General features: G+C 48.8%; 32 protein-coding genes. 24 read left to right on the forward strand and 8 right to left on the reverse strand.

What is annotated here, in order from left to right; translation table 11 throughout:
• The 6 genes from KHQ28_RS21315 to KHQ28_RS21340 all read right to left on the reverse strand — a co-directional run.
• On the reverse strand, nucleotides 1-1,278 hold a 1,278-nt coding region (locus tag KHQ28_RS21315), incomplete at its 3' end, for a P-loop NTPase fold protein (RefSeq protein WP_254913189.1).
• A 188-nt stretch (nucleotides 1,279-1,466) separates the two neighbouring features.
• Nucleotides 1,467-2,114 carry a hypothetical protein gene (locus tag KHQ28_RS21320; RefSeq protein ID WP_032418460.1) on the reverse strand — a complete coding sequence of 216 codons (648 nt, stop codon included), beginning with the start codon at nucleotides 2,112-2,114 and terminating at the stop codon, nucleotides 1,467-1,469.
• Nucleotide 2,115: 1 nt separating this feature from the next.
• Nucleotides 2,116-3,363 (reverse strand): integrase domain-containing protein, encoded by a 1,248-nt coding sequence (locus tag KHQ28_RS21325; RefSeq protein WP_032418461.1) that lies wholly within the window; start codon nucleotides 3,361-3,363, stop codon nucleotides 2,116-2,118.
• Between the two features lie 296 nt (nucleotides 3,364-3,659).
• The gene (locus KHQ28_RS21330) at nucleotides 3,660-4,589 is read right to left on the reverse strand and encodes a hypothetical protein (RefSeq protein ID WP_223175075.1); all 930 of its coding nucleotides are present in this window, start codon (nucleotides 4,587-4,589) and stop codon (nucleotides 3,660-3,662) included.
• Between the two features lie 106 nt (nucleotides 4,590-4,695).
• Nucleotides 4,696-5,736, reverse strand: coding sequence for a site-specific integrase (locus KHQ28_RS21335; RefSeq protein WP_000155498.1), 1,041 nt, complete (start codon nucleotides 5,734-5,736; stop codon nucleotides 4,696-4,698).
• 3 nt (nucleotides 5,737-5,739) lie between these two features.
• On the reverse strand, nucleotides 5,740-6,372 hold the full coding sequence (locus KHQ28_RS21340) for a phage repressor protein CI (RefSeq protein ID WP_031591564.1): 633 nt from the start codon (nucleotides 6,370-6,372) through the stop codon (nucleotides 5,740-5,742).
• Nucleotides 6,373-6,488: 116 nt separating this feature from the next.
• Between KHQ28_RS21340 and KHQ28_RS21345 the strand changes: the two genes are divergently transcribed.
• The 12 genes from KHQ28_RS21345 to KHQ28_RS21400 all read left to right on the forward strand — a co-directional run bounded on the left by KHQ28_RS21345 (nucleotide 6,489) and on the right by KHQ28_RS21400 (nucleotide 14,387).
• Nucleotides 6,489-6,731, forward strand: coding sequence for a Rha family transcriptional regulator (locus KHQ28_RS21345; RefSeq protein ID WP_000102105.1), 243 nt, complete (start codon nucleotides 6,489-6,491; stop codon nucleotides 6,729-6,731).
• Nucleotides 6,732-6,763: 32 nt separating this feature from the next.
• Nucleotides 6,764-7,273, forward strand: a complete 510-nt coding sequence (locus tag KHQ28_RS21350) for a phage regulatory CII family protein (protein WP_031591568.1) — start codon at nucleotides 6,764-6,766, stop codon at nucleotides 7,271-7,273.
• Between the two features lie 7 nt (nucleotides 7,274-7,280).
• Complete coding sequence (locus KHQ28_RS21355) at nucleotides 7,281-7,481, forward strand: phage filamentation protein Fil family protein (protein WP_000956190.1); 201 nt, start codon at nucleotides 7,281-7,283, stop codon at nucleotides 7,479-7,481.
• On the forward strand, nucleotides 7,445-7,786 hold the full coding sequence (locus KHQ28_RS21360) for a DUF5347 domain-containing protein (protein ID WP_031591570.1): 342 nt from the start codon (nucleotides 7,445-7,447) through the stop codon (nucleotides 7,784-7,786). The genes KHQ28_RS21355 and KHQ28_RS21360 overlap by 37 nt, the downstream gene beginning before the upstream one ends.
• 67 nt (nucleotides 7,787-7,853) lie before the next feature.
• Nucleotides 7,854-8,087: a DUF2732 family protein gene (locus tag KHQ28_RS21365; protein ID WP_016529331.1), complete on the forward strand. Its 234-nt coding sequence runs from the start codon at nucleotides 7,854-7,856 to the stop codon at nucleotides 8,085-8,087.
• Nucleotides 8,087-8,314, forward strand: coding sequence for a TraR/DksA family transcriptional regulator (locus KHQ28_RS21370; protein ID WP_031591572.1), 228 nt, complete (start codon nucleotides 8,087-8,089; stop codon nucleotides 8,312-8,314). Before KHQ28_RS21365 ends, KHQ28_RS21370 begins: the two co-directional genes overlap by 1 nt.
• Complete coding sequence (locus tag KHQ28_RS21375) at nucleotides 8,311-9,168, forward strand: DNA adenine methylase (protein WP_031591574.1); 858 nt, start codon at nucleotides 8,311-8,313, stop codon at nucleotides 9,166-9,168. Before KHQ28_RS21370 ends, KHQ28_RS21375 begins: the two co-directional genes overlap by 4 nt.
• Nucleotides 9,165-11,579 carry a replication endonuclease gene (locus KHQ28_RS21380; RefSeq protein ID WP_031591576.1) on the forward strand — a complete coding sequence of 805 codons (2,415 nt, stop codon included), beginning with the start codon at nucleotides 9,165-9,167 and terminating at the stop codon, nucleotides 11,577-11,579. Before KHQ28_RS21375 ends, KHQ28_RS21380 begins: the two co-directional genes overlap by 4 nt.
• Before the next feature lie 153 nt (nucleotides 11,580-11,732).
• Nucleotides 11,733-11,921 carry a hypothetical protein gene (locus KHQ28_RS21385; RefSeq protein WP_001154434.1) on the forward strand — a complete coding sequence of 63 codons (189 nt, stop codon included), beginning with the start codon at nucleotides 11,733-11,735 and terminating at the stop codon, nucleotides 11,919-11,921.
• Between the two features lie 10 nt (nucleotides 11,922-11,931).
• A complete protein-coding gene (locus tag KHQ28_RS21390; protein ID WP_001217575.1) occupies nucleotides 11,932-12,165 on the forward strand; it encodes a DinI-like family protein in 234 nt (77 codons plus the stop codon).
• Nucleotides 12,166-12,279: 114 nt separating this feature from the next.
• A complete protein-coding gene (locus tag KHQ28_RS21395; protein WP_000700647.1) occupies nucleotides 12,280-12,957 on the forward strand; it encodes a hypothetical protein in 678 nt (225 codons plus the stop codon).
• Nucleotides 12,958-13,235: 278 nt separating this feature from the next.
• The gene (locus tag KHQ28_RS21400; RefSeq protein WP_000497736.1) at nucleotides 13,236-14,387 is read left to right on the forward strand and encodes a TIGR02391 family protein; all 1,152 of its coding nucleotides are present in this window, start codon (nucleotides 13,236-13,238) and stop codon (nucleotides 14,385-14,387) included.
• Between the two features lie 51 nt (nucleotides 14,388-14,438).
• On the opposite strand, the gene KHQ28_RS21405 is transcribed toward KHQ28_RS21400, so the two are convergent.
• Nucleotides 14,439-15,473, reverse strand: a complete 1,035-nt coding sequence (locus KHQ28_RS21405) for a phage portal protein (protein WP_032418464.1) — start codon at nucleotides 15,471-15,473, stop codon at nucleotides 14,439-14,441.
• A complete protein-coding gene (locus KHQ28_RS21410) occupies nucleotides 15,473-17,239 on the reverse strand; it encodes a terminase ATPase subunit family protein (protein WP_031591583.1) in 1,767 nt (588 codons plus the stop codon). The genes KHQ28_RS21405 and KHQ28_RS21410 overlap by 1 nt, the downstream gene beginning before the upstream one ends.
• A 142-nt stretch (nucleotides 17,240-17,381) precedes the next feature.
• Here KHQ28_RS21410 and KHQ28_RS21415 point away from each other — a divergent pair, with 142 nt between their 5' ends.
• The 12 genes from KHQ28_RS21415 to KHQ28_RS21465 all read left to right on the forward strand — a co-directional run.
• Nucleotides 17,382-18,215, forward strand: coding sequence for a GPO family capsid scaffolding protein (locus tag KHQ28_RS21415; RefSeq protein WP_002895967.1), 834 nt, complete (start codon nucleotides 17,382-17,384; stop codon nucleotides 18,213-18,215).
• Nucleotides 18,216-18,231: 16 nt separating this feature from the next.
• On the forward strand, nucleotides 18,232-19,290 hold the full coding sequence (locus tag KHQ28_RS21420) for a phage major capsid protein, P2 family (RefSeq protein WP_031591585.1): 1,059 nt from the start codon (nucleotides 18,232-18,234) through the stop codon (nucleotides 19,288-19,290).
• 3 nt (nucleotides 19,291-19,293) lie between these two features.
• The gene (locus tag KHQ28_RS21425) at nucleotides 19,294-19,944 is read left to right on the forward strand and encodes a terminase endonuclease subunit (RefSeq protein WP_000059191.1); all 651 of its coding nucleotides are present in this window, start codon (nucleotides 19,294-19,296) and stop codon (nucleotides 19,942-19,944) included.
• A gap of 95 nt (nucleotides 19,945-20,039) precedes the next feature.
• Nucleotides 20,040-20,504 (forward strand): head completion/stabilization protein, encoded by a 465-nt coding sequence (locus KHQ28_RS21430; RefSeq protein WP_031591589.1) that lies wholly within the window; start codon nucleotides 20,040-20,042, stop codon nucleotides 20,502-20,504.
• Nucleotides 20,504-20,707, forward strand: a complete 204-nt coding sequence (locus KHQ28_RS21435; protein WP_031591593.1) for a tail protein X — start codon at nucleotides 20,504-20,506, stop codon at nucleotides 20,705-20,707. Before KHQ28_RS21430 ends, KHQ28_RS21435 begins: the two co-directional genes overlap by 1 nt.
• A gap of 3 nt (nucleotides 20,708-20,710) precedes the next feature.
• Nucleotides 20,711-20,926: an HP1 family phage holin gene (locus KHQ28_RS21440; protein WP_000171568.1), complete on the forward strand. Its 216-nt coding sequence runs from the start codon at nucleotides 20,711-20,713 to the stop codon at nucleotides 20,924-20,926.
• On the forward strand, nucleotides 20,907-21,422 hold the full coding sequence (locus tag KHQ28_RS21445) for a lysozyme (RefSeq protein ID WP_031591597.1): 516 nt from the start codon (nucleotides 20,907-20,909) through the stop codon (nucleotides 21,420-21,422). The genes KHQ28_RS21440 and KHQ28_RS21445 overlap by 20 nt, the downstream gene beginning before the upstream one ends.
• Nucleotides 21,419-21,847, forward strand: coding sequence for an Rz-like lysis system protein LysB (gene lysB, locus KHQ28_RS21450; RefSeq protein ID WP_031591599.1), 429 nt, complete (start codon nucleotides 21,419-21,421; stop codon nucleotides 21,845-21,847). The genes KHQ28_RS21445 and lysB overlap by 4 nt, the downstream gene beginning before the upstream one ends.
• The gene (gene lysC / locus KHQ28_RS29300; protein ID WP_223168837.1) at nucleotides 21,732-21,980 is read left to right on the forward strand and encodes an Rz1-like lysis system protein LysC; all 249 of its coding nucleotides are present in this window, start codon (nucleotides 21,732-21,734) and stop codon (nucleotides 21,978-21,980) included. The genes lysB and lysC overlap by 116 nt, the downstream gene beginning before the upstream one ends.
• Nucleotides 21,943-22,374 carry a phage tail protein gene (locus KHQ28_RS21455; protein ID WP_001039947.1) on the forward strand — a complete coding sequence of 144 codons (432 nt, stop codon included), beginning with the start codon at nucleotides 21,943-21,945 and terminating at the stop codon, nucleotides 22,372-22,374. Before lysC ends, KHQ28_RS21455 begins: the two co-directional genes overlap by 38 nt.
• Entirely contained in the window at nucleotides 22,367-22,831 is a 465-nt protein-coding gene (locus tag KHQ28_RS21460) for a phage virion morphogenesis protein (protein ID WP_031591600.1), read from the forward strand. The genes KHQ28_RS21455 and KHQ28_RS21460 overlap by 8 nt, the downstream gene beginning before the upstream one ends.
• Nucleotides 22,832-22,918: 87 nt before the next feature.
• Nucleotides 22,919-23,136, forward strand: a 218-nt coding sequence (locus KHQ28_RS21465) for a hypothetical protein (protein WP_211777676.1), incomplete at its 3' end; no start/stop codon positions are given.

Genomic DNA, 23,136 nt, shown 5'->3' on the forward strand with positions numbered 1-23,136 from the left:
TTTGAAATGGTTTTCATGTAGTTTACGTAGGCGATAATTATGTATGAATGAATAAAGCACACCTGATTTTTTATCTGTTAAATTATAATCTTGGGCATATATATTTTTATAAAAAATGAGTGCAAATATCTTCGCTTGGTTAGTATTATCATCAACAACCTTTTTAAATAAATTAAACTCATTGACAATATTTTGTAGGGAACGCATATCACTTATATATAGTGACATCTGCTTAAGAAGTGGTTGTTCATTTTCTGGGAAATCATATAGTTTATTTTTTAAATGAGTGTAGGCATTCCTGGCATCCATTACCGGTATTACTGGTAAAATGAAATCAAAAAACTTTGTTCTAATATCTGCTCCAAGGAAAATATCATCACGGCAAGCATAAATAAATCTAACAGGTTCACTTTGAAGGTTGTTATTAACTATCTGGTTTATTTCTCGTAACTTAACAAATACTTCAGCGTTACCTAGTCTGTCTAAGTCTTCGAAAACAACAATTTTATATTGTGAACGGGAGAAAAAATAGACGATCTCGTCCAAGCAGTTATTGAGCAAGGATGATGATTCCTGTGATGCCATATCGGCACTACCTTGAAGAAATGCGATTTTACTGAGCTTTATTTTTTTATCAAAAATACCAGCCTTTGATGCAACTCTTACAATAAAGAATAAACAGAGCAAACCCATGATGATACTAACGAAAAACCTTTCAGGAAACATATTAACGATCACGTTGATCGTGGGTTCTGTTGCACCAAATAAAGAGAAGAAATATTTTGGGAATATGGTTATAGCCAGTAATAATAATGGTGCTACTACTGACAGTACGGTGAGAAATAGAGAGGAAATGTGTTTTTTATTCCTATTCTGAATCCGATCGATACGTGAATCAGGAAGGTTATCTTTGTTCTCTTTATATAAAATCTGCTGAAGTATACTTAATTCAATCTCTGAGTTTTCCAACGGTGCTTCATCACTTTTTCCTGATAATGAAAAATCGGCAAGTGATACGTTTATAAATTCTCTATTGAGATGTGTTTTCAGATAGGACTGAATCACGGTGCTTTTCCCCGCACCATAAGGCCCTGTGATTGCGATGTTTTTGACATCCTGTTTCGAAAAAGCAAAATCCAATGCATCAAAATAGTGTTTAACACTACTATCAGTAATTATTTTAGGAGTTAAAGTGTCGTAAACGCTTTCTTCTTCTATGTTTTGAGTAGCAGTCTCATTTGCTGATATGAGACTTTTAATTTTATCCAATAGAGCCATGCTCATTCCTTATAGTTGTTCAAAAAGCGAACTTAAAGGCCAACGTGTCTTTATATCACAATGATATAAAGAATAACATCCAATTACCATTTACTACTAGAGTTCAAGATAGATGTTATGGATGTTTTTTATACATCAAGCTGGCATTCAGTTATTAGAGGGATTTATTAACCTATTATAATTAGCTATTACCTATACTTCCTCTCCCGCCCCATCTTCAACACCTCATAAAACGTCCCTCGCCCAAGCCCGTCTGACGGCAATTCCCGCTCCTGCGCTAGCGCTCTCAGCTTTCGAAGTATCCTATCCGAAGCCGGTTTATCAGACGTCCCATAACGCCCGTCAGTCTCCTCAACCAGAAGCTGAACCAGTAGCCAGCAGAGCCTGGCAGTATTCTCCCGCGCTTTGTCGCGTTTATGCATCCCACGCTGGGAAGGTTGTGCTGAAGTAGTGAGATCTGGTAGCGCGTCGTCACCGAGCGTCTTCAGCCACTTGCGGCCACGGCTGTTGCGTGACAGTTTCATCACCGCCTTCAGGCTGCGGGCCTTAATTTCTGGCGGCGTCAGTTCGTCATCAATAAGCCGCCAGGCCAGCGCGAACATCTCATCGGCATAGAACATGCGTTTATTAGCCGGGGCGCTGACCATGCCTGTAGCTTTGATGGTGCGGCTGATGGCGTCGTGCAGGATACGGTAATTTTCCTGATGTTCTTCCGGCAGGGCGTTTGCCGGTTGGGAAGCATCGAGGCCGAGAAGCAGAAGGGCGAGATGCCGCGCTTCCAGCAGCGGCATATCGCATTCCCGTTCAAACAGATTCTGACGAATGGGGCTGGTCACATTATTCTCCTTCCACGATCCGCAGCGGTTCTTCTTCACCGAGCAGCGCCTGCCGTCTGGCAGCATCAACGTAGTTTCCCCACCACTGCATTAGCGGTCGCCTTTGTTCCAGATAGTCGCTGCGGTTGTAGGCCGCTTCGATCTCGTCTTCTTTCTGGTGTGCCAGCGCAGACTCCAGTACTTCACGGGGAAAATGGCCTGCTCCCGCCGTTCTGGCGATGCTGCGCATACCGTGGGCAACCAGTTCGCCGCCGAACCCCATGCGGATAAGCGCGGCGTTTGCGGTCTGCTGGTGCATATGCTCCAGTGGTTTGCGGATGCTGGGGAACACCCATGGGCGATGGCGGCTGACCGGCTCCATTATCTGAAGAACGCGCAGCGCCTGTTTGCTGAGCGGCACCGTGTGCGAACGGTTCATCTTCATAAAGGTGTCGGGGATGCGCCATTCCGCTTTTTTCATATCGATGTCGCACCAGCGGGCGCTAACGGCTTCGCCGGGGCGAACCCAGGTCAGTAGCTCCCATTCGATAAGGCAGCGTGTTTCCTTGCGGATAGAGGCGTTCTGTAGCGTCAGCATTAACCTGCCCAGCTCGCTGGGGTGGAGGGCTGGCATGTTCTGCTTTTTCGGTTTCTTAAAGCGGGCGACCAGGTTGTCAGCCGGATTGAACTCGATGAGCTCTTCGGAGATGGCAAAGCGGAAGATTTCATTGAGCCGTGAGATGACCCGCCGCAGCGTTTCGAGGATGCCTTGTTCTTCCAGTGGTGTGAGGTGCTCCTTGAGCATCTTCGGGCGGATCTCAGTGACGGGCGTACTGCCCAGAGAAGGGAAGACGTGCATCTCCAGCGAACGCCAGACATCTTTGGCGTGATCTTCGCTAAGGTCGCTGGTCCGTTTCTTCTCTTTGAGCCACTGTCCGGCCACCTTTTCCAGCGTGCATTCAGTCTGGATACGTTTTTCTTCAGCTATTCCTGCTAAGTGTTGGCGAGGATCTATGCCCTGATAGAGTAGTCGTCTGTACTGCGTGCGAGTTTCGCGGGCCATAGCCAGTGTAACGACCGGGTAAGGGCCAAGGCTGGTTTTGGTGCGCTTTTTGGTGATGGGGTGATAGTACTCGAAATGCCAGACCTTCCTCCCTGAAGTCTTAACCAGCAAGTACAGGCCTTCACCGTCCCGTAGCTCATAATCTGTGCTACGGGGCTTCGCGCCAGCGATCTCCACATTTGTTAAGGGTTTCAGTTGCTTAGGCATGTTTTAGCACCACGCTTTTTTAGCCCCACGATACCGTGGTGCTAAACATGGTGCCAAAAGCTCAAGATTCATACAGAGATCATGACCACACATGCAACAAAAAAGCCTGTAACTCGTTGAAGTTACAGGCTTTTTTAAGGTTCATGATGCATCATGAATGAATGTTTGGTGGAGCTGGCGGGAGTTGAACCCGCGTCCGAAATTCCTACATACCATTTTCACTATAGCAAAAACATTAACTTGCGTTTAAAATCAGCAAGTTAGTATTATCTTTTTTTTGTCCGTTTTACTCATTTTTAATGCTCTGTCGCCAATCTGTCGCCATTGTAGGTCAACGAAGGTTGAGCCTTCCCTTTGTTTGTTACAATTTCATCAAAGATAGCTGGATTATTATTTTTCAGTAATCTTGCTAGTATAATGATTTGCCCAGACGAGCCATCATCCTTGAATGAAAGGAAATTATCGGTAATATCAAGAATATCAATGGTAAATTTGAAGTAGGTTTCAATTGTATCGCCAAGTTCAATGCTGGACATGAAGTTGGTAATCATTTCATATCCATCAAAGTATAAAGTTGCATGTTCATTTAACTCCATTGGAGTTAGGCAAAGCATTCGATTAAGTTCGGATAAGTGTTTTTCTATTGAATGAAGAGATTGCATTTGACGGATTAAAACTTCGTCAAACTGAGAGCCACGATTAGATGAATGTATCTTCTCTAGGTTTTTTAGTATATCAACCCAGTGATTATTTACTTCACGTATGTATTCTTTATCTGTATTTTTAGGCCGTCCCTTCTCTGGTGAGCTATTTATGAAAATATATCTATATAGATGTATTGGGTAGTTAATTTTATAACTTATCTCTTTAGTACCATAATGACGTTCGCGTTTAATGGTTTTGTTAGGTAAATTGGTGAAATAATCAGTAACGAACTTTAGATGGCTATAGTAGCTATCAGATAGATTCTTTTGCTTGGTTTCCTCAATTTGTCGGTTTGTTTGAACTGTGCGGTGTATGTTTGCTACGACAGCAACAAATGGTATGGACAAAGAAAGTAAGGCGATAGGAAGCTTGCTAATTGCAATGAAATTATTAAAGCCCTCACTATCAAATTGAGGGGAGTGTCCAAGCCAGGAAAATATACCAAAGTATATCGCTGAAAATACAGGAATCCTAAGTGATTGTTTAAATAAGTATTGACTTGTTAATGGCCTTTCATCCATGTTAAAGCCTTTTTTTGATACGCATAGATATAATTCAAGGCATATATATATAAAATATATTATGATAAGTAAGTACGATATCCATGGGTATTGTTGGATATAGTTATTAACAAGCACTTTCTAATTTTCTCCATCCAAGGTTAGCAAGAGGATTTTTGGTTACAGCATCTTCCAGATGGTCGGGAGCGAAGTGGGCGTAAATCATTGTCATTTTTATATCGACATGGCCCAGAATATCGCGCAGCACCAGTATGTTTCCGCCATTCATCATAAAGTGACTTGCAAATGTATGTCGTAATACGTGTGTGCATTGCCCTTCTGGTAGCTCGATACCAGCTCGTTTTACCGCACGTTCAAAAGCTTTCCTACAAGGTGTAAATAATTTCCCCCTATTCTTAGGCAGTTCTTCATATAAATCCTTTGAAATAGGCACTGTTCGGTTTTTCTTTCCTTTAGTCTTGGTATAAGTGATACGGTATTTTGATACCTGATGACTCTGTAGGTTTTCGGCTTCGCTCCAGCGTGCGCCGGTGGCCAAGCATATTTTTGCAATCATCAGCAGACTGGGGCTTTGAGAATCAGCACAGGCATCCAGCAGACGTTTAATTTCTTCCGGGGTCAGGAACGCCAATTCACCCTCAGCAATTTTAAATGTTGGCAGCCCAGCAAGCGGGTTGGGGGCTGACCAGTGGCCCAGCTTTTTCAGTGTACCAAAAACAGATGATAGGTTGCGCTGTTCAAGATTTACCGTGCGGGGCTTAACGGGCGACATAAGCGTGCCATCTTCATTTCGTACTTCACCTTTTAACCGTGCTTCGCGGTATTTCGTAAACTCACCAGCTGTCAGTTCTGAGGCGATGGGATCGCCTAGACCATTACAGATAATTCTAAGTTTCGCCATGAGGCGCTTGGGGTCTGCGAGTGTTTGACCATACAGGGAATACCACAGCTCAATTAATTCTGATAGATGTCGCCGATCTTCCTTTTCCCCTAGCCATGGTTTTTTGTTCACTTCTTCCATTGTGAAGCTTTCAAACGCAATGGCTTCGCCTTTGGTAGCAAATTGCTTACGCACGCGCTTACCATTGCGTCCATTGGGATAGCACTCACACAACCATTTTCCGTTCGGCTGTTTTCTGATGGTCATAAGTTAGAGGTTCTTGATTACTTTGACTGCACGTCCTACGACTTCCACATCATCTACAGAACATTCAAATGAAGTGTCATCTTGGTTAACTACTATTTTGTTTCCGGGTATGCGCGCAATTTTGACGATGCTTTTAACTCCGTCCATATCGACTAACCAGAAGCCATTACTGACTTGTTTAACAGACGTATCCACTACAAAGCTATCATTAGCTGTTTTAACAAATAAAGCGTTGGATGAGTCACCATCGAGCAGGCTGCTATCAAGAAGAATTTCATCACTTGGCTGCAGTTCGCCGTTCTTCAGTTCAACACGTTTGATGCTAGGAGCAACGATCTTAGAAAGTGTTCTTACAGTGACGGGAGGTTCACTTTTGAGATTTGTTTCTTCGTTCTCACACGCATACATATCTCCTTGACCAGTAGCCAGCCATAGAAGGGAAGCTCCTGTTTCAAGGGCACATTGGATTACCCATTCGGCAGGGAAGCTATCCCTTAAGTATCTGTTAGCCATAGTGCTTTTTGATACTTCCAGATGTTCGCAGAGCTGCTGTCGTGAGCTGAAGTTGTAAGCCTTAATAAGCCTATTAATCGCATCGCGCCCACCACTATCATTCCCCGCCTTGATTAAACTCATAATCAAACCTCTTGACGTATATAAAAAGTGATCCTAATATCCATCCATGGTTTGAAAAGCAAAACCAAACCACATAAAACAAGATAAAACGAAACCAAACTAAGAGATACTGCACTATGAGTACTGATATTTCAATTCGTGTACCTAAAGAGATGGCAACGCCTGCTGAGTTCGCGGAATGGGAAGGTATCTCCCGCGGCTCCGTGTATCAAAAAATTCACCATGGTCAGCTTGCTAAATACATGGTCAAGAAAGAAAAAAACAAAGGCCGCGTAAGCCTGCGTTATTTAATGTACAAAACCGATCAGGTCCGTGAATCCCTCGGTCATTCCAACTTCCGCGTCATTGTTGGTAAGTAAGTTCAATTATGAGAACTTTCTAAGGGGCTAGCATGTTTGATTATAAGATTTCCAAACACCCGCATTTTGATGAAGCCTGTAGAGCTTTTGCACTTCGTCACAATATGGCGAAGCTGGCAGAACGTGCAGGAATGAATGTCCAGACTTTGCGAAACAAACTCAACCCAGATCAACCGCATCAGCTAAATGCGCCAGAAATCTGGCTGCTTACCGATCTGACTGAAGATTCAACGCTGATAGATGGTTTTCTGGCACAGATTCACTGCCTGCCATGTGTACCGATTAATGAGGTAGCAAAAGAGAAACTGCCGCATTACGTCATGAGTGCAACCGCAGAGATCGGGCGTGTTGCTGCAGGTGCGGTATCTGGCGATGTAAAAACCAGTGCAGGTCGTCGTGATGCTATCAGCAGCATTAACTCTGTAACACGACTGATGGCGCTGGCTGCTGTTTCATTGCAGGCCCGTTTACAGGCTAACCCTGCGATGGCGAGTGCAGTTGATACCATGACTGGCCTCGGTGCTTCATTCGGTTTGCTGTGAGGTGCTTATGCTGACGAAAGAACCATCATTTGCATCGCTGCTGGTAAAACAAAGCCCGGCAATGCACTACGGTCACGGCTGGATAATGGGTAAGGATGGTAAACGCTGGCATCCGTGCCGTTCACAAGATGAATTGCTGGCAGAACTATCAACGAAAAAACGGGGGAACAAATGGCTATTGAAGGCGCTGCGGCGACTGTTCCATTAAGCCCCGGTGAACGCCTGAATGGACTTAATCACATTGCGGAGTTAAGGGCGAAAATATTTGGCCTGAATATTGAGTCAGAGCTTGAGCGGTTTATTAAAGATATGCGTGATCCACGGGATATCAATAACGAAAAAAATAAACGAGCACTGGCTGCCATATTCTTTATGGCAAAAATTCCAGCTGAACGTCATAGCATCAGCATTAATGAGCTGACCACTGACGAAAAGCGGGAGTTGATTAAAGCAATGAATCATTTTCGTGCAGTGGTGAGCTTATTTCCCAGACGGCTAACCATGCCGAATTAACCAACTAATGAAATTAATGGCGTAAACCCGCCGGGCATCCCTTTATCTAAATTCAGGAGAATTGATTATGCGTAATATTGAAACCCTCACGACTAAAACCGGACCGGATGATGCATGGCTTAATATTTTACTGACAGAGGCTCGTCTGGAAGAACGCCGGGCAAGGGCTGAAGCAATGGCAGCTCGCCTTGATAGCCTGGCGTGTCATATCTCATCCCGCCAGCTAAACCACGTCGAAGCAGCAGAACTGCTGCGTGTGACCGCTGAAGCAATCCAGAACGAAGCGCAGGAGATCCACTAATGGCTGATGCAATGGATCTCGTACAGCAGCGCGTTGAAGAAGAACGCCAGCGCCACATCCGTGCTGCCCGTGCCAAAACACCGGGCGTGTCTCGCGTGCTTTGCATTGAGTGTGAAGCGCCAATTCCGCCAGTACGCCGCCGCGCCATTCCGGGAGTGCAGCTTTGCATTACCTGTCAGGAAATCGCAGAGCTGAAAGGTAAACATCACAACGGAGGTGCTGTATGAGCACCATCCTGAAATGGGCGGGAAATAAAACCGCCATTATGTCCGAACTGAAAAAACACCTTCCTGCTGGCCCGCGACTGGTTGAACCTTTCGCGGGTTCCTGTGCTGTGATGATGGAGACGGATTACCCCAGCTATCTTGTTGCGGATATTAATCCTGATTTAATCAACCTCTATAAAAAGGTTGCTGCTGATTGCGAGGCGTTTATATCTCGTGCCAGAGCTTTATTTGAGGAAGCAAACAGGGAGTTGGCTTATTACAACATAAGGCAGGAGTTTAATTACTCCACTGAAATTACTGATTTCATGAAAGCGGTATATTTCCTGTATCTCAATCGTCACGGTTACCGTGGTTTATGTCGCTATAACAAGAGCGGGCATTTCAACATTCCCTACGGTTATTATAAAAATCCGTATTTCCCTGAAAAAGAACTTCGCACATTTGCAGAAAAAGCCCAGCGAGCAACGTTTGTCTGCGCCAGCTTTGATGAAACGCTGGCGATGTTGAAGGCGGGGGATGTGGTGTATTGCGATCCGCCGTATGACGGTACGTTTTCCGGCTATCACACTGATGGTTTCACTGAAGATGACCAGTATCACCTGGCATCCGTTCTTGAACATCGGTCATCAGAAGGACATCCGGTCATTGTTTCTAACAGTGACACATCCCTGATCCGTTCGCTGTATCGCAATTTTACTCACCACTACATCAAGGCAAAACGCAGCATCGGCGTAGCAGCTGGTGAGAGTAAATCTGCAACAGAAATCATCGCTGTTTCCGGGCCGCGCTGCTGGGTGGGATTTGATCCTTCGCGTGGCGTGGATAGTTCTGCCGTGTACGGAGTGCGTGCATGAGCCATGCTGATATGAACAACTGTAGCGGCTTTAACGAGGCCGCCGCAGCATTCTCATGGAACAGCCCGAAAAAGGCTATTAACCCTTATCTGGACCCGGCGGAAGTTGCGCCGGTTTCTGCGCTTTCAAACCTGATCACTCTGTACGCTGCCGATAACGAGCAGGAACAACTGCGCCGCGAGGCACTGAGTGATCAGGTCTGGGAGCGTTATTTCTTTAATGCATCCCGTGATCCTGTCCAACGCGAAATGGAGCAGGATAAGCTCATTAGCCGGGCAAAGCTGGCGCATGAGCAGCAGCGTTTTAATCCGGACATGGTCATACTGGCGGACGTTAACGCCCAGCCTTCCCATATCAGCAAGCCGCTGATGCAACGTATTGAATACTTCAGCAGCCTGGGCAGGCCAAAGGCTTATTCCCGCTATTTGCGTGAGACGATTAAGCCATGTCTGGAACGACTGGAGCATGTACGCGACAGTCAGCTATCCACTTCTTTTCGCTTTATGGCAAGCCATGAAGGGCTGGACGGCCTGCTGATCTTGCCTGAAATGAGTCAGGATCAGGTGAAACGCCTGTCTACTCTTGTCGCTGCGCATATGAGTATGTGTCTTGATGCCGCTTGTGGTGATTTGTACGCCACCGATGATGTTAAGCCAGAAGAAATCCGCAAGACATGGGAAAAGGTGGCAGCAGAAACCCTGCGACTGGATGTCATACCGCCTGCGTTTGAGCAACTCCGCCGGAAAAGAAACCGCCGTAAACCCGTGCCCTATGAACTCATTCCGGGTTCGCTGGCGCGTATGTTGTGCGCCGATTGGTGGTACCGTAAATTATGGAAGATGCGTTGCGAATGGCGGGAAGAGCAGTTGCGTGCTGTTTGCCTGGTCAGCAAAAAAGCATCTCCCTATGTCAGCTATGAAGCCGTGATGCATAAACGTGAGCAGCGCCGTAAGTCGCTGGAGTTTTTCCGTTCTCATGAACTGGTGAACGAAGACGGCGACACGCTGGACATGGAGGATGTGGTAAACGCCAGCAGCAGCAACCCTGCGCATCGCCGCAATGAGATGATGGCCTGTGTTAAAGGTCTGGAGCTTATCGCGGAAATGCGCGGTGACTGCGCCGTTTTCTACACCATCACCTGTCCGTCACGTTTCCATTCCACGCTAAATAACGGCAGGCCCAACCCGACCTGGACAAATACGACGGTAAGACAAAGCAGTGATTATCTGGTCGGCATGTTTGCTGCATTTCGTAAGGCGATGCACAAAGCCGGATTGCGCTGGTATGGCGTGCGGGTGGCTGAGCCGCATCATGACGGTACAGTTCACTGGCACCTGTTGTGTTTTATGCGCAAAAAAGATCGCCGCACCATTACTGCTTTGTTGCGTAAGTTTGCCATTCGTGAAGACCGCGAGGAGCTGGGTAATAACACGGGACCACGCTTTAAGTCTGAGCTGATAAACCCGCGCAAAGGTACGCCAACAAGCTACATCGCGAAATACATCAGTAAGAACATTGACGGGCGTGGTCTGGCTGGCGAGATCAGCAAGGAAACGGGTAAATCCCTGCGTGATAACGCTGAATACGTTAATGCCTGGGCGTCTCTGCATCGTGTTCAGCAATTCCGCTTCTTTGGCATTCCGGGGCGTCAGGCTTACCGTGAACTGCGATTGCTGGCTGGTCAGGCGGCAAGGCAACAGGGGGACAAAAAAGCAGGTGCGCCGGTACTGGATAACCCGCGCCTTGATGCAATCCTGGCTGCTGCTGATGCTGGTTGTTTTGCCACCTACATCATGAAGCAGGGCGGCGTACTGGTTCCCCGCAAATATCACCTCATCAGAACTGCTTATGAAATCAACGAAGAACCGACCGCATATGGCGATCACGGTATTCGTATTTATGGCATCTGGTCACCCATTGCAGAGGGCAAGATCTGCACTCATGCGGTGAAGTGGAAAATGGTTCGTAAGGCCGTTGACGTTCAGGAGGCGGCAGCCGACCAGGGCGCTTGCGCCCCTTGGACTCGTGGCAATAACTGTCCCCTTGCTGAAAATTTGAACCAACAAGGGAAAGACAAATCAGCTGATGGGGATACCAGGACGGACATTACCCGCATGGATGACAAGGAGTTGCACGATTACCTGCACAGTATGAGCAAAAAAGAGCGCCGGGAACTGGCTGCAAGGTTACGCCTGGTGAAACCGAAACGGCGTAAAGACTACAAACAGCGAATTACAGACCATCAGCGACAGCAGCTCGTCTATGAACTGAAGTCCAGAGGATTTGATGGCAGCGAGAAAGAGGTCGATTTACTCCTTCGCGGCGGAAGTATTCCGTCAGGAGCAGGCCTGCGTATCTTCTATCGGAACCAGCGTTTGCAGGAAGATGATAAGTGGCGAAACCTGTATTAATTACGCGGGTTAACAATTCGTGCTCTTAATAATACCAGGCATATCAGGCTGATGAACGTAAAAAAACGTTTTACATCAGTAAGATTATTATATACTGTAAATATTAACAGTGGATATACATACAGTGTTGCTTATGGTGTCATAGGAGGAAAGATGCAGGACTATTTTTTGGAGTCTTTGAAGCTCCAGCGCATTGATTTTTTTCTTAAGCTTGTAGCGGCTAGTGAGTGTAGTGATGAAGAGAAGGGGCTGGCTTTGCAGTGGGTTTCTGAACTGACAGATGAACTCATGGCAAAAATCAGAACCCACGAATACAACCGCTCAATGGATGTCATCAGCTGAGGTGACTTTTATGCGCATTGAAATAATGATCGATAAAGAGCAGAAGATTAGCCAGTCTACCCTGGACGCCCTTGAATCCGAGCTTTACCGCAATCTGCGCCCCCTGTATCCCAAAACGGTAATCCGTATCCGTAAAGGTAGCTCTAACGGTGTGGAACTGACCGGACTGCAACTGGACGAAGAAAGAAAACAAGTGATGAAAATTATGCAGAAGGTGTGGGAAGACGACAGCTGGCTGCATTGATTTTGTCAATAGACGCTTGTTTTTTCTAATCAAAAAGGGTTACATATGAGTGAGAGGCGATGATCAATCAGATATCGCCTTGTTTTTTGTCAAGAAAAGAATAATAGGCTAAAAATGAAAATTAATAATGTAGCGTTACCAATATCTCTTGCTGTAATCCTAACTGGTTGCGTACCACATGCTTCTAACCGAAATATCACTGCTATTGAAGTGGTGAAGCCTGCTATTGGGCAAAGTGCTACCGCCTACATGGGCGATCCCATTATCACATCTGCTACTGGATTTAAAACGGACGTATTAGAACTTGGTGCGGCTAATGGTGCATTGTCTTCTATCGCTGCTGGTACATATTGCAGTGAGGGGAATGGAATTTATCGCAATTATCATAACCCTCAAGCTGTTGCGTTAAAAAATCTCTATGGGCAAATCGGTAACTATGTTGATTATGTTAGTTACGATGCTGCAAAAAATGAGATATCACCGCCAAATGGCACTTCTTATACTGCATCAGAAATTTCTATCAAACGTGTTCCTGATGGGCTGTGTCGAGTGAGTAACTCATTGGTTAAGACTATCGAATACAATGGAAATGCAGGCGGTGTAATGAAGTTCACCTATCGTGAATTTGCAAACGATATGGCACGTGCAGCATTTACAACAGATTTTTCTGTAGATTCTAAAGGAAGTGATGTTATCGCTTACAAAGGTGCCAAGTTCAAAGTGAACAAGGCTGATAACTCGTCTATTTCTTATACAATTATTTCTGGCTTTGACAAGGCTGTCACGTTCTAGGTTTCACGCTTACTGAGTATGTTACGATTTTGCACATTCTGCATAAACGCGCATGTCTATGCTGCATGAGATCGCATGATCGTTTGAGGATCTTTTGTGTTAAGGCCCGCCAGTTCTAGCGGGCTTTTGCGTAGATCATGCAGGTGCATGAAAACCACTACATAAAGTGGGCAGGCGTGGCGGGGATACGAGCGCGCGCAACTCGAGATAGTGTGATACTTATCTGAGAAATCTTAACAAGGTTCAATACAATACCCTTTCAAAAAAAGGGGAGTGTGATGTTTGTAAAAAATAACTTTAATACAAATAATTTCGATGCGGAATTAGTTGAAGCGATTGGTAATAGGCTGGAAAACAACCAATTTTCGGATGCAATACTTGCAGGAACCAAATATCTAACAACTTTGCTGCGTGAAAAAGGGCAATGTGAAGGGGATGGGGCTCAGCTTGTTGGTACTGTTTTGGGTGGACAATCACCTAGAATCCAAATTAATAGTCTTCAATCTGTATCAGAGCAGGACGAACAGCGCGGATTTGAAGCACTATTAAGAGGCTACTATCAGTGTATAAGAAATCCAAGGACACATGACAATTTCCCTGATACAGAAGATTCCTGCATGAGAATATTGATCATGTTGGATACTTTTATTAAGTATTTAAAAAGAGATGTTGCTGAGTTCGATTACACAGCAATTCTTGAAAGAATTTATGAGGTTCACTTTGTAAATAATTCTGATTATGCAGAAGCTTTAATATCACAAATTCCAGAAAAAAAACTACTAGATTTTTTCCAAAGTTTAATTTCTCGCTTTAATGAAAGGCCAACCAAGGAAATTGATTCTATATTCAAAGCAATAAACCAACGCTTTTCAGGAGAGGAAGAAAAAGCCGCAATGCGGTTGCTAGGTGATGAGTTACGCAAGGCTAGCAATAATGTTGAGTTTGCTAATGTATTTAGAATAATTAAGCCGAGCGCATGGAGAAATCTTCCTGATGATGTTTTAATTAGAATGGAAAATATAATCATCGAAGAGTGCAAAAAAGGATATTTGGATTTCTATTCTGATGCGACCAAAGGAGCTATAGGAACATGGGGTAATACATTTGGTAGCAAATTTAAAAGAAGAGGTGATCTTGGTGATGCTTTAATTGGATTGTTATATGATAGTTGGTATACGCAAAATTATGTTGCGAAATATTACGTTTTTTCAATCCCTTCTATCATTACTGATGATGTGAAAGTTAAGGAGTTAGCTGATGCTTTAGCTTATGCCACCATTGTAAATGGTGCTAAGCTTTTACGAACAAAATTGATTGATGCATGTAAAAATTATCCTGATAAGTTGAAAGAGCATCTTAGGGATGCTGTTCAGCAACGGATGGATAGTGATAAAAAATATGCGGAAGAATTATTAGGTCAAATAAGCTGATTATTATTTGCACCTAATCTCACTTTCGATGTTAGGTGCATTTCTATATGCCTAATTTAATTCATATGAGGTAAATTTAACCAGTTCTTCATTAAGTCCAATCCATGAGTTAATTTCAGATATTCTGTGTTGTAGCGGAATTAACTCATTCCTGACAAAAACCTTACTAGCCTTTTCAACATCCCCAAACCCGCCAACATTACTAGGCATAATCCCCATCATCTGCGGCGGTACACGGTGCGCTGCCATCATGTCATCCCGGCTCACGTTCTTGATGTTCAGAAACTCATCTTTTGCCGCCACCTCTGACAGCGGGATGATCTGAATCCCGTCTTTCTTTCCGTTGGGTGAGTACATAAACAAGTTGCGGAAGTTGCCCGGCCCTTTGGCGCTTTTCATTGCCTGCCGGATGTTGTTCACATCCTCCTGGTTCTGTGCTGCGTCGGTCATATACATGATGAAGCCTGCATGGCTGCCGTTAATGTAATACTTCCGGCGGAACAGCGTGGCGGACTCGTTGAGCAGGGCTGACGGAATGGCAGAAAGATAACCTGGCAGGCCGTAGATCTCCTGGTTGATGTCCGGTTCCATCAGATGAAAAATGCTGCCTTTCGTGAACTGATACGGCTGGGTTGTCATACCGTATTGCACAAACCAGTAGGTATCCAGGTCTAACCCGCGTCGGGTGTATTTTGCCAGAGCAGGCTCAAGGGCGATAACATCACCGAAGCGGTTAGTGCGTTTCTCCAGGTAGGCGTTACCAAAAACCAGATAGTCCTGCACAAAACGTGAAAAAGCCTGCTGGCTGAGCAGCGGGTGAGGGATATAGGTGCTGGTCAGAATATTGCACTTTACTGCAATCGGTGAGCTGTGATGCACGGCGGCGCGGAAGGTTCGCGCCAGTCCGTCAAAACTCACTGGCGGCTCATACCAGTGATCTGTCTGTACGCATTCCACATAGTCCAGTAGTTCGCGGCGATCCAGTACTGGAATGGGATCGCCGAAGCTGAATGCTTCGGCTGAAGTCTGGCTTTTATGCTGGGTCTGGTTCTGCGACGCAGCGCGGTTCTTCTTACTCTTTCCCATCAAAAAATCTCCACAATATTACTGGTATTGGCGGACTCGCCCTGCAGTGGTTCGTTAAACAGTGCGTGCATTGTTGCCCACGCCAGATCGGCGTGGCTGGTTTCTTCGCTGCGGCTGGCTTCATACGTCGGGCGGTTGCCACTGGCGGTGGTGGCGCGACGGATTGCCATGAATGACTGCGCAATGTCGGTGTGCCCGGCGTCAAACTCCAGACGGCGGTGGCTGATAATGTCGTAGGCCTTGAGTACCAGAGCGTTTTTAACGTTGGGGTTGTAGACAAACTCCCGGACGGCAGGAAAAAACGCTTTCACGTTCTCGTAAACCCCGTGACCGACGCCGGTTGAGTCGATACCGATGTATGTCACGTTGTACTGTTCAGTCAGTTTTTTGATGGCGTCAGCCTGGGCGCGGAAGTCCATCCCGCGCCACTGGTGACGCTCAAGAATGCGAAACTTACCGCCCGGCACGGCTGGCGGTGCCACCACCACGCACCCGGCGCTGTCGCCGTTTTGCGTACCTTTTGCCGGGTCATAACCGATCCACACTTCGCGCCAGCCAAACGGGCGCAGGGCCAGTGCATGAAAGTCGGTCCAGACTTCCCAGCTGTCCACCATGCACGCCTGCAGCTCGCTGAGCGGAAACACGGACGCGAGATCGTCCACAAACTCGCACATCAGCAGGTTCTGGTATTCGTCCGGGCTGTACTCCATGCGCAACTGGTCGAGATCGAACAGGTTACATCCGCCGCGCACAGCATCTTCCACGGTGACTATCTGGCGGTATTGCCCGTCTGCGCACAGCAGGCCGGGGGCCAGATTGCTGTGGGACAGGTCGATGTCCACCTTATCGGCTTTGTTGCGCCCACGGTTGAACAGCGCACCGGACCAGAACGGATAAGCACTGTGTGTCAGGCTGGATGGTGTGGAAAAATAGGTTTGTCGCCATTTTTTGTGAATAGCCATACCGGAAGCCACTTTGCGCAGCTCCTGGAATTTCGGTATCCAGAAATATTCATCCAGATACAGGTTGCCGTGGTAACTCTGGGCCGTGCGGGCATTGGTGCCGAGGAAGTAAAGCGTAGCCCCGTTGGGAAGCACCATCGGATCGCCTTTCAGCTCCACTTCCACTTCTTTGGCGAAGTCGATGATGTACTGTTTAAAGACGTGGGCCTGTGCCTTACTGGCGGAAAGGAAAATCTGGTTACGTCCGGTAAGCAGGGCGTCAATCAGGGCTTCACGGGCAAAGTAAAAGGTCGCGCCGATCTGGCGTGACTTCAGCAGGTTGCGGATGCGGTTGGTTTTTCCGGCTTCCCACCAGTGGCGCTGGTAGTTGAACATGGAGGAATGGAAGATTTCTTCCAGCTTCGCAATCTGTTCATCGGTGAAAACGTTCTTTTCCGGCTGACGACGCGGGCCTTTGTTGCGGTTGGCGACGTTAGGGTTTAAGTCGGCTTCGTTGCCGCCATTGTTAAACTTGCCGATCCGCGCGTGGCGCTCCGACTGGCGCGCCAGCAGGTCAATCTCTTTGAAATCTTTCCCTTCTTTGTGCTCCTTCATGATGAGCTGGCAGTAGCGTGCGGCGGTGGTGAGCTGCATCTGATCCAGCGGCCCATAGTCACCCCACTTGTCGCGTTTCTTCCAGCTGTGAACGGTTGCAACTTTCTCGCCCAGCATTTCAGCAATGCGGGCTACGCGATATCCCTGAAAGTACAGCAGCATGGCCTGCCGACGGGGATCGAGATCTGCGGATGTCAGTGTGGTGTTCATGGCACAAACCTACAGCCTTGAATGAAGGCTTTCTCCGCCTGCGGTTTGTGTGGTTGTCGGTACAAATACCGCGCATTGTTTCACTGCCCTCATCACCGCAACCATAAGGCTCCAGTAAGTTTTTTCTAACGGAGCACGGCTCATGACAGTGAAAGCAAAGCGTTTTCGCATCGGGGTGGAAGGTGCCACCACCGACGGACGCGAAATCCAGCGTGAATGGCTGGAACAGATGGCAGCCAGCTACAACCCGGCAGTGTATACCGCGCTGATTAATCTTGAGCACATCAAGTCTTATCTGCCGGACAGCACCTTTAACCGCTACGGCAAGGTAACGGCGCTGTTTGCTGAAGAAATCACGGAAGGTCCGCTGGCAGGCAAGATGGCGCTGTATGCCGACGTTGAGCCAACGGAGTCCCTGGTGGAGCTGGTGAAAAAAGGCCAGAAATTATTCACTTCTATGGAAGTCAGCCCGAAGTTCGCTGATACGGGCAAAGCCTACCTGGTTGGCCTAGCTGCCACTGATGATCCAGCCAGTCTGGGTACGGAAATGCTGACATTCAGCGCCAGTGCAGCCCATAACCCGCTGGCAAACCGCAAGCAGAATCCCGCCAATCTCTTTACCGCCGCAGAGGAAACGGTGATCGAACTGGAAGAAATCCAGGAGGACAAGCCGTCCCTGTTTGCCCGCGTCACGGCGCTGTTCACCAAAAAAGAGCAGTCCGACGATGCCCGGTTCTCTGATGTGCATAAGGCCGTGGAGCTGGTCGCCACTGAGCAGCAAAACCTGAGCGCACGCACCGAAAAATCCCTGTCTGAGCAGGAAGAACGCCTGTCTGAGCTGGAGACAGCCCTGCAGGCACAACAGGCCGCCTTTAACGAACTGGTGGACAAGCTGAGCCATGAGGACTGCCGCCAGGACTACCGCCAGCGTGCAACAGGCGGTAACGCCCCCGCTGACACTCTGACCAATTGCTGATGGAGCATAAAACCCGATGAAGAAGAATACCCGCTTTGCTTTTAACGCTTACCTGCAGCAGCTGGCGCGTCTGAACGGTGTGGCAGTTGAAGAACTGTCCAGCAAGTTCACCGTGGAGCCGTCTGTACAGCAGACGCTGGAAGACCAGATCCAGCAGTCCGCCGCTTTCCTGACGCTGATTAACGTCACGCCAGTGACTGAGCAGTCCGGTCAGCTGCTGGGGCTGGGTGTTGGCAGCACCATTGCCGGAACCACTGACACCACCGCGAAAGAGCGTGAACCTGTCGATCCGACGCTGATGGTCGATGTGGAATACAAATGCGAACAGACCAACTTTGACACGGTGCTGACCTACGCGAAGCTGGACCTGTGGGCGAAGTTTCAGGATTTCCAGGTGCGTATCCGTAACGCCATCGTGAAACGTCAGGCACTGGACCGCATCATGATCGGCTTTAACGGCGTGAAGCGTGCGAAAACCTCCAACCGTAGCGAAAACCCGCTGCTGCAGGATGTGAACAAAGGCTGGCTGCAGAAAATCCGTGAGGATGCACCGGATCACGTCATGGGCAGCACCACCACGGGCAGTGAAACCACACCGGGTGCGGTGAAAGTCGGTAAAGGTGGCGAATATGCCAACCTGGACGCCGTGGTGATGGATGCCGTTAATGAGCTTATCGACGTGGTCTACCAGGACGATGACGATCTGGTGGTGATTTGCGGTCGTGAACTGCTGTCTGACAAGTATTTCCCGCTGGTCAACAAAGAGCAGGAAAACAGTGAAAAACTGGCAGCCGAGATGATTATCAGTCAGAAACGCATGGGCGGTCTGCAGGCCGTGCGTGCGCCGTTCTTCCCGCCGAATGCGCTGCTGATCACCCGTCTGGATAACCTGTCCATCTACTGGCAGGAAGACACCCGCCGCCGTTCAGTTATCGACAACCCGAAACGTGACCGGATTGAAAACTTTGAATCTGTTAACGAAGCCTATGTGGTTGAGGACTACCGCTGCGCCGCACTGGTGGAAAACATCCAGATTGGCGATTTCAGCGCCGCCGCAGCAGAAGCCGGAGCGTAACCTATGAGCCTGAGTCCCGCACGGCAGCATCGCCTGCGCGTTCAGGCTGAACAGGCCGCCCGTGAAGGCGGCAGTGTTCGCCACGCGTCGGGCTATGACCTGATGCTGCTGCAACTGGCGGAAGACCGCCGCCGTCTCAAGGGCGTTCAGTCCACGGTGAAAAAAGCGGAAATAAAGGTGGAGCTGCTGCCGAAATATGCCGCCTGGGCGGAGGGCGTCCTGGCTGCCGGAGGCGCTCAACAGGATGACGTGCTGATGTACGTGATGCTGTGGCGCATTGATGCCGGAGATTATGCCGGGGCGCTGGAGATCGGGCGTCATGCCCTGCGTCATGGCTGGGTGATGCCGCTGGGTAACCGCAACGTGCAGACCGTGCTGGCAGAGGAAATGGCAGATGCAGCCCAGAGCGCAATGCTTGCCGCCACCGGCTTTGATGCCGATCTGTTGCTGCAGACGCTTGAGCTGACAGACGGTCTGGATATGCCGGACCAGTCACGGGCGCGTCTGCATAAAGCGATTGGCGCTGTCCTGAGTGAAAGCAATCCGGCTTCCGCCCTTAATCATCTCAACCATGCGTTACAGCTCGATCCCCGCTGTGGCGTGAAAAAAGACAAACAGCAGCTGGAGCGCAGACTGCGCAATGACAGCCGCTGACAGAACGTGCACCCGCGCACGGGCGGCACGGGGTGGCGAAAGGCACCGCCACATCAAAACCCCGTCCACCGCCCTCTATTTCAGGAGAAAGCAGCATGAAGTTTGTTGCGCCAGAACAGGCACCGGAACAGGCGGAAATCATCAGAAATACGCCGTTCTGGCCTGATGTGGACCTGTCGGAGTTTCGCAGCGTGATGCGCACTGACGGCACGGTGACGCAGCCGCGTTTAAAGCAGGTTGCGCTGTCGGCAATTTCGGAGGTCAACGCAGAGCTGTACGGGTTTCGCAGACGCCAGCAGATGCTGGGGTATGCCTCGCTGGCAGAGGTTCCGGCAGAACAGCTGGACGGGAAAAGTGAGCGCATTCAGCACTATTTCAACGCGGTTTACTGCTGGGCACGCGCCATGCTCAACGAACGATACCAGGACTATGACGCCACGGCATCCGGTGTGAAGCGCGGCGAAGAACTGGCAGAAGCCAGCGGTGATTTGTGGCGTGACGCCCGCTGGGCCGTCAGCCGGGTGCAGGATGCGCCGCACTGCACAGTGGAGCTTATCTGATGAAAGTACGTGCGCATCAGTATGACACGGTGGACGCGCTTTGCTGGCGTCATTACGGGCGTACACAGGGTGTCACGGAGCAGGTACTGAAGGCAAATCCGGGGCTTGCCGAACACGGCCCCTTTTTACCTCACGGGCTGCAGGTGGAGCTGCCGGACATTCCGACCACCACCACCGTGCAGACCGTCCAGCTATGGGACTGAATTATGACGCTTGAGCGAATCAGCGCCTTTATCACGTATTGCATCGCCGTCGTGCTGGCCTGGCTGGGCGATTTGTCCATCAAGGATGCCTCAACGCTGGGGGGCCTGATGATTGGTGTGCTGATGCTGGCTATCAACTGGTACTACAAACACAAAGCCTACCAGCTTCTGCGCGACGGGCAGATCTCGCGGGAGGATTATGAATCCATTAATCGTTAAACGCTGCCTTGTCGGGGCCGTGCTGGCTATTGCTGCCACGCTGCCGGGTTTTCAGCAGCTTCACACCTCCGTGGAGGGGCTGAAACTGATTGCCGATTACGAAGGCTGTCGTCTGCAGCCGTATCAGTGCAGCGCGGGTGTCTGGACCGACGGCATTGGTAATACGTCGGGCGTCATTCCCGGCAAAACCATTACGGAACGACAGGCAGCAGAAGGGCTGATCTCCAACGTGCTACGTGTGGAGCGGGTGCTGGAAAGGTGTGTGAAGCAACAGCCGCCGCAGAAGGTGTATGACGCGGTGGTGTCGTTTGCCTTCAACGTGGGAACGGACAATGCCTGCAGTTCCACGCTGGTGAAATTGCTCAACCAGCGGCGCTGGGCGGATGCGTGCCGACAGTTGCCGCGCTGGGTTTATGTTAAAGGTGTGTTTAATCAGGGGCTGGATAACCGCCGTGCGCGGGAGATGGCCTGGTGCCTTAAAGGCGCTGGACTATGACGCGTGCGCTGGCAGTAGTGGTGGCACTGGCACTCGTTGCGCTGGGCTGGCAGTCGTGGCGGCTTAACAGCGCCAGCCACACCATCGAAACGCAGCGCGCGGCGCTGAAAAGTAAAGCGCAGGAACTGACGAAGAAAAACAGCCAGCTGATCGGTCTATCCATTCTGGCTGAAACCAACAACCGGGAGCAGGCGCGGCTCTACGCCGAAGCAGAACAGACCAGTGCACTGCTGAGACAACGACAACGCCGGATCGAGGAACTGAAACGTGAGAACGAGGATTTACACCGCTGGGCTGATACTCCTTTGCCTGCTGACATTATCCGGCTGCGGGAACGTCCGGCACTTACCGGAGGTGCAGCTTACCGTCAGTGGTTGTCCGCGAGTGACGCCGTGTCGGCTGGAGCAGGCAGCGCCGCGCACTAACGGTGATCTGAACGCATTGCTGGATGAAACGGAGGCCGCCTGGGCGGTCTGTGCAGACAAAGTGGACATGATTATTGCGTGTCAGGAGCGAAACAGTGAACAAACCACAGTCCCTGCGCCACGCCCTCAATAAAGCAGTGCCTTATGTCCGCAATAACCCGGACAAACTGCATCTGTTTGTGGATAACGGTTCGCTGGTTGCCACGGGGGCCAGCTCCATGTCATGGGAGTACCGCTATACCCTGAACGTGGTGATAGAGGATTTCAGCGGCGACCAAAATTTGCTGATGGCCCCGGTTTTACTGTGGCTGCGGGATAACCAGCCCGATGCCATCAATAACCCGGCGTTACGGGAAAAGCTATTCACCTTTGAGGTGGATATTCTGCGCAACGATGTCTGTGATATCAGCCTTAACCTGCAACTGACGGAACGTGTGCTGGTCAGCACTAACGGCAGTGTGTCGAGCGTTGAAGCTATAGCGGAACCTGATGAACCTGAAGAAATGTGGACGGTGAAACGTGGCTGAACTGCAGAAAGTGGACGACTGGCTGAGTGCCTTGCTGGCGAATCTGGAACCAGCCGCCAGAAGCCGCATGATGCGCCAGCTGGCGCAGGAACTGCGCCGGACACAGCAGCAGAATATCAGGATGCAACGCAATCCTGATGGCAGCAGCTATGAACCGAGGCGAGTAACAGCACGCAGTAAAAAAGGCCGCATCAAACGGCAGATGTTTACAAAACTTCGCACCACAAAATACCTGAAAACCGCCGCCAGCGCGGATTCTGCCAGCGTACAGTTTGAAGGTAAGGTGCAGCGCATTGCCCGCGTTCACCATTACGGCCTGCGTGATCGCGTCAGTCGAAAAGGACCGGAGGTCCGTTATGCAGAGCGTCGTTTGTTAGGCATTGCTGAAAAAGAACAAAGTTTTATATTTTACACATTAATCAGTTGGTTACAGGAAAAGGGAGGGTTGCATAAGTGAGTTTATTTTACTTCAATGAAAATATAAAATCTGCTATATATAAAAGCATTTGTTATAATGATATGATTTTCTTAAGGATAGGATGTTATGCGCCCCAAAATTGGTGATTTTGAATTTGGTGAGGTTTATGGAGAGAATGAGGTATTATTTCTCGATAATTACTCGAAATATTTTTATGATATAAATAATTCATTAAGTAAACTTGATAGAAAAAATAAAATGCTCGTAATTGGCAGGAAGGGGACGGGTAAGACATTGCTTGTTAATGTCTACTGTAACGCCAAGCGAAAAAATAATTATATTGC

This window comes from Klebsiella sp. 28, from assembly GCF_018223905.1.
In the GTDB taxonomy this organism is placed as follows: Bacteria; Pseudomonadota; Gammaproteobacteria; order Enterobacterales; family Enterobacteriaceae; genus Klebsiella; species Klebsiella pneumoniae.

What these genes read in the sequence shown, in the direction of transcription:
- KHQ28_RS21325 (WP_032418461.1), bottom strand. Translation starts at nt 3,363, where the DNA reads ATGCCTAAGCAACTGAAACCCTTAACAAATGTGGAGATCGCTGGCGCG.
- KHQ28_RS21330 (WP_223175075.1), bottom strand. Translation starts at nt 4,589, where the DNA reads ATGGATGAAAGGCCATTAACAAGTCAATACTTATTTAAACAATCACTT.
- KHQ28_RS21335 (WP_000155498.1), bottom strand. Translation starts at nt 5,736, where the DNA reads ATGACCATCAGAAAACAGCCGAACGGAAAATGGTTGTGTGAGTGCTAT.
- KHQ28_RS21340 (WP_031591564.1), bottom strand. Translation starts at nt 6,372, where the DNA reads ATGAGTTTAATCAAGGCGGGGAATGATAGTGGTGGGCGCGATGCGATT.
- KHQ28_RS21345 (WP_000102105.1), top strand. Translation starts at nt 6,489, where the DNA reads ATGAGTACTGATATTTCAATTCGTGTACCTAAAGAGATGGCAACGCCT.
- KHQ28_RS21350 (WP_031591568.1), top strand. Translation starts at nt 6,764, where the DNA reads ATGTTTGATTATAAGATTTCCAAACACCCGCATTTTGATGAAGCCTGT.
- KHQ28_RS21355 (WP_000956190.1), top strand. Translation starts at nt 7,281, where the DNA reads ATGCTGACGAAAGAACCATCATTTGCATCGCTGCTGGTAAAACAAAGC.
- KHQ28_RS21360 (WP_031591570.1), top strand. Translation starts at nt 7,445, where the DNA reads ATGGCTATTGAAGGCGCTGCGGCGACTGTTCCATTAAGCCCCGGTGAA.
- KHQ28_RS21365 (WP_016529331.1), top strand. Translation starts at nt 7,854, where the DNA reads ATGCGTAATATTGAAACCCTCACGACTAAAACCGGACCGGATGATGCA.
- KHQ28_RS21370 (WP_031591572.1), top strand. Translation starts at nt 8,087, where the DNA reads ATGGCTGATGCAATGGATCTCGTACAGCAGCGCGTTGAAGAAGAACGC.
- KHQ28_RS21375 (WP_031591574.1), top strand. Translation starts at nt 8,311, where the DNA reads ATGAGCACCATCCTGAAATGGGCGGGAAATAAAACCGCCATTATGTCC.
- KHQ28_RS21380 (WP_031591576.1), top strand. Translation starts at nt 9,165, where the DNA reads ATGAGCCATGCTGATATGAACAACTGTAGCGGCTTTAACGAGGCCGCC.
- KHQ28_RS21385 (WP_001154434.1), top strand. Translation starts at nt 11,733, where the DNA reads ATGCAGGACTATTTTTTGGAGTCTTTGAAGCTCCAGCGCATTGATTTT.
- KHQ28_RS21390 (WP_001217575.1), top strand. Translation starts at nt 11,932, where the DNA reads ATGCGCATTGAAATAATGATCGATAAAGAGCAGAAGATTAGCCAGTCT.
- KHQ28_RS21395 (WP_000700647.1), top strand. Translation starts at nt 12,280, where the DNA reads ATGAAAATTAATAATGTAGCGTTACCAATATCTCTTGCTGTAATCCTA.
- KHQ28_RS21400 (WP_000497736.1), top strand. Translation starts at nt 13,236, where the DNA reads ATGTTTGTAAAAAATAACTTTAATACAAATAATTTCGATGCGGAATTA.
- KHQ28_RS21405 (WP_032418464.1), bottom strand. Translation starts at nt 15,473, where the DNA reads ATGGGAAAGAGTAAGAAGAACCGCGCTGCGTCGCAGAACCAGACCCAG.
- KHQ28_RS21410 (WP_031591583.1), bottom strand. Translation starts at nt 17,239, where the DNA reads ATGAACACCACACTGACATCCGCAGATCTCGATCCCCGTCGGCAGGCC.
- KHQ28_RS21415 (WP_002895967.1), top strand. Translation starts at nt 17,382, where the DNA reads ATGACAGTGAAAGCAAAGCGTTTTCGCATCGGGGTGGAAGGTGCCACC.
- KHQ28_RS21420 (WP_031591585.1), top strand. Translation starts at nt 18,232, where the DNA reads ATGAAGAAGAATACCCGCTTTGCTTTTAACGCTTACCTGCAGCAGCTG.
- KHQ28_RS21425 (WP_000059191.1), top strand. Translation starts at nt 19,294, where the DNA reads ATGAGCCTGAGTCCCGCACGGCAGCATCGCCTGCGCGTTCAGGCTGAA.
- KHQ28_RS21430 (WP_031591589.1), top strand. Translation starts at nt 20,040, where the DNA reads ATGAAGTTTGTTGCGCCAGAACAGGCACCGGAACAGGCGGAAATCATC.
- KHQ28_RS21435 (WP_031591593.1), top strand. Translation starts at nt 20,504, where the DNA reads ATGAAAGTACGTGCGCATCAGTATGACACGGTGGACGCGCTTTGCTGG.
- KHQ28_RS21440 (WP_000171568.1), top strand. Translation starts at nt 20,711, where the DNA reads ATGACGCTTGAGCGAATCAGCGCCTTTATCACGTATTGCATCGCCGTC.
- KHQ28_RS21445 (WP_031591597.1), top strand. Translation starts at nt 20,907, where the DNA reads ATGAATCCATTAATCGTTAAACGCTGCCTTGTCGGGGCCGTGCTGGCT.
- lysB (WP_031591599.1), top strand. Translation starts at nt 21,419, where the DNA reads ATGACGCGTGCGCTGGCAGTAGTGGTGGCACTGGCACTCGTTGCGCTG.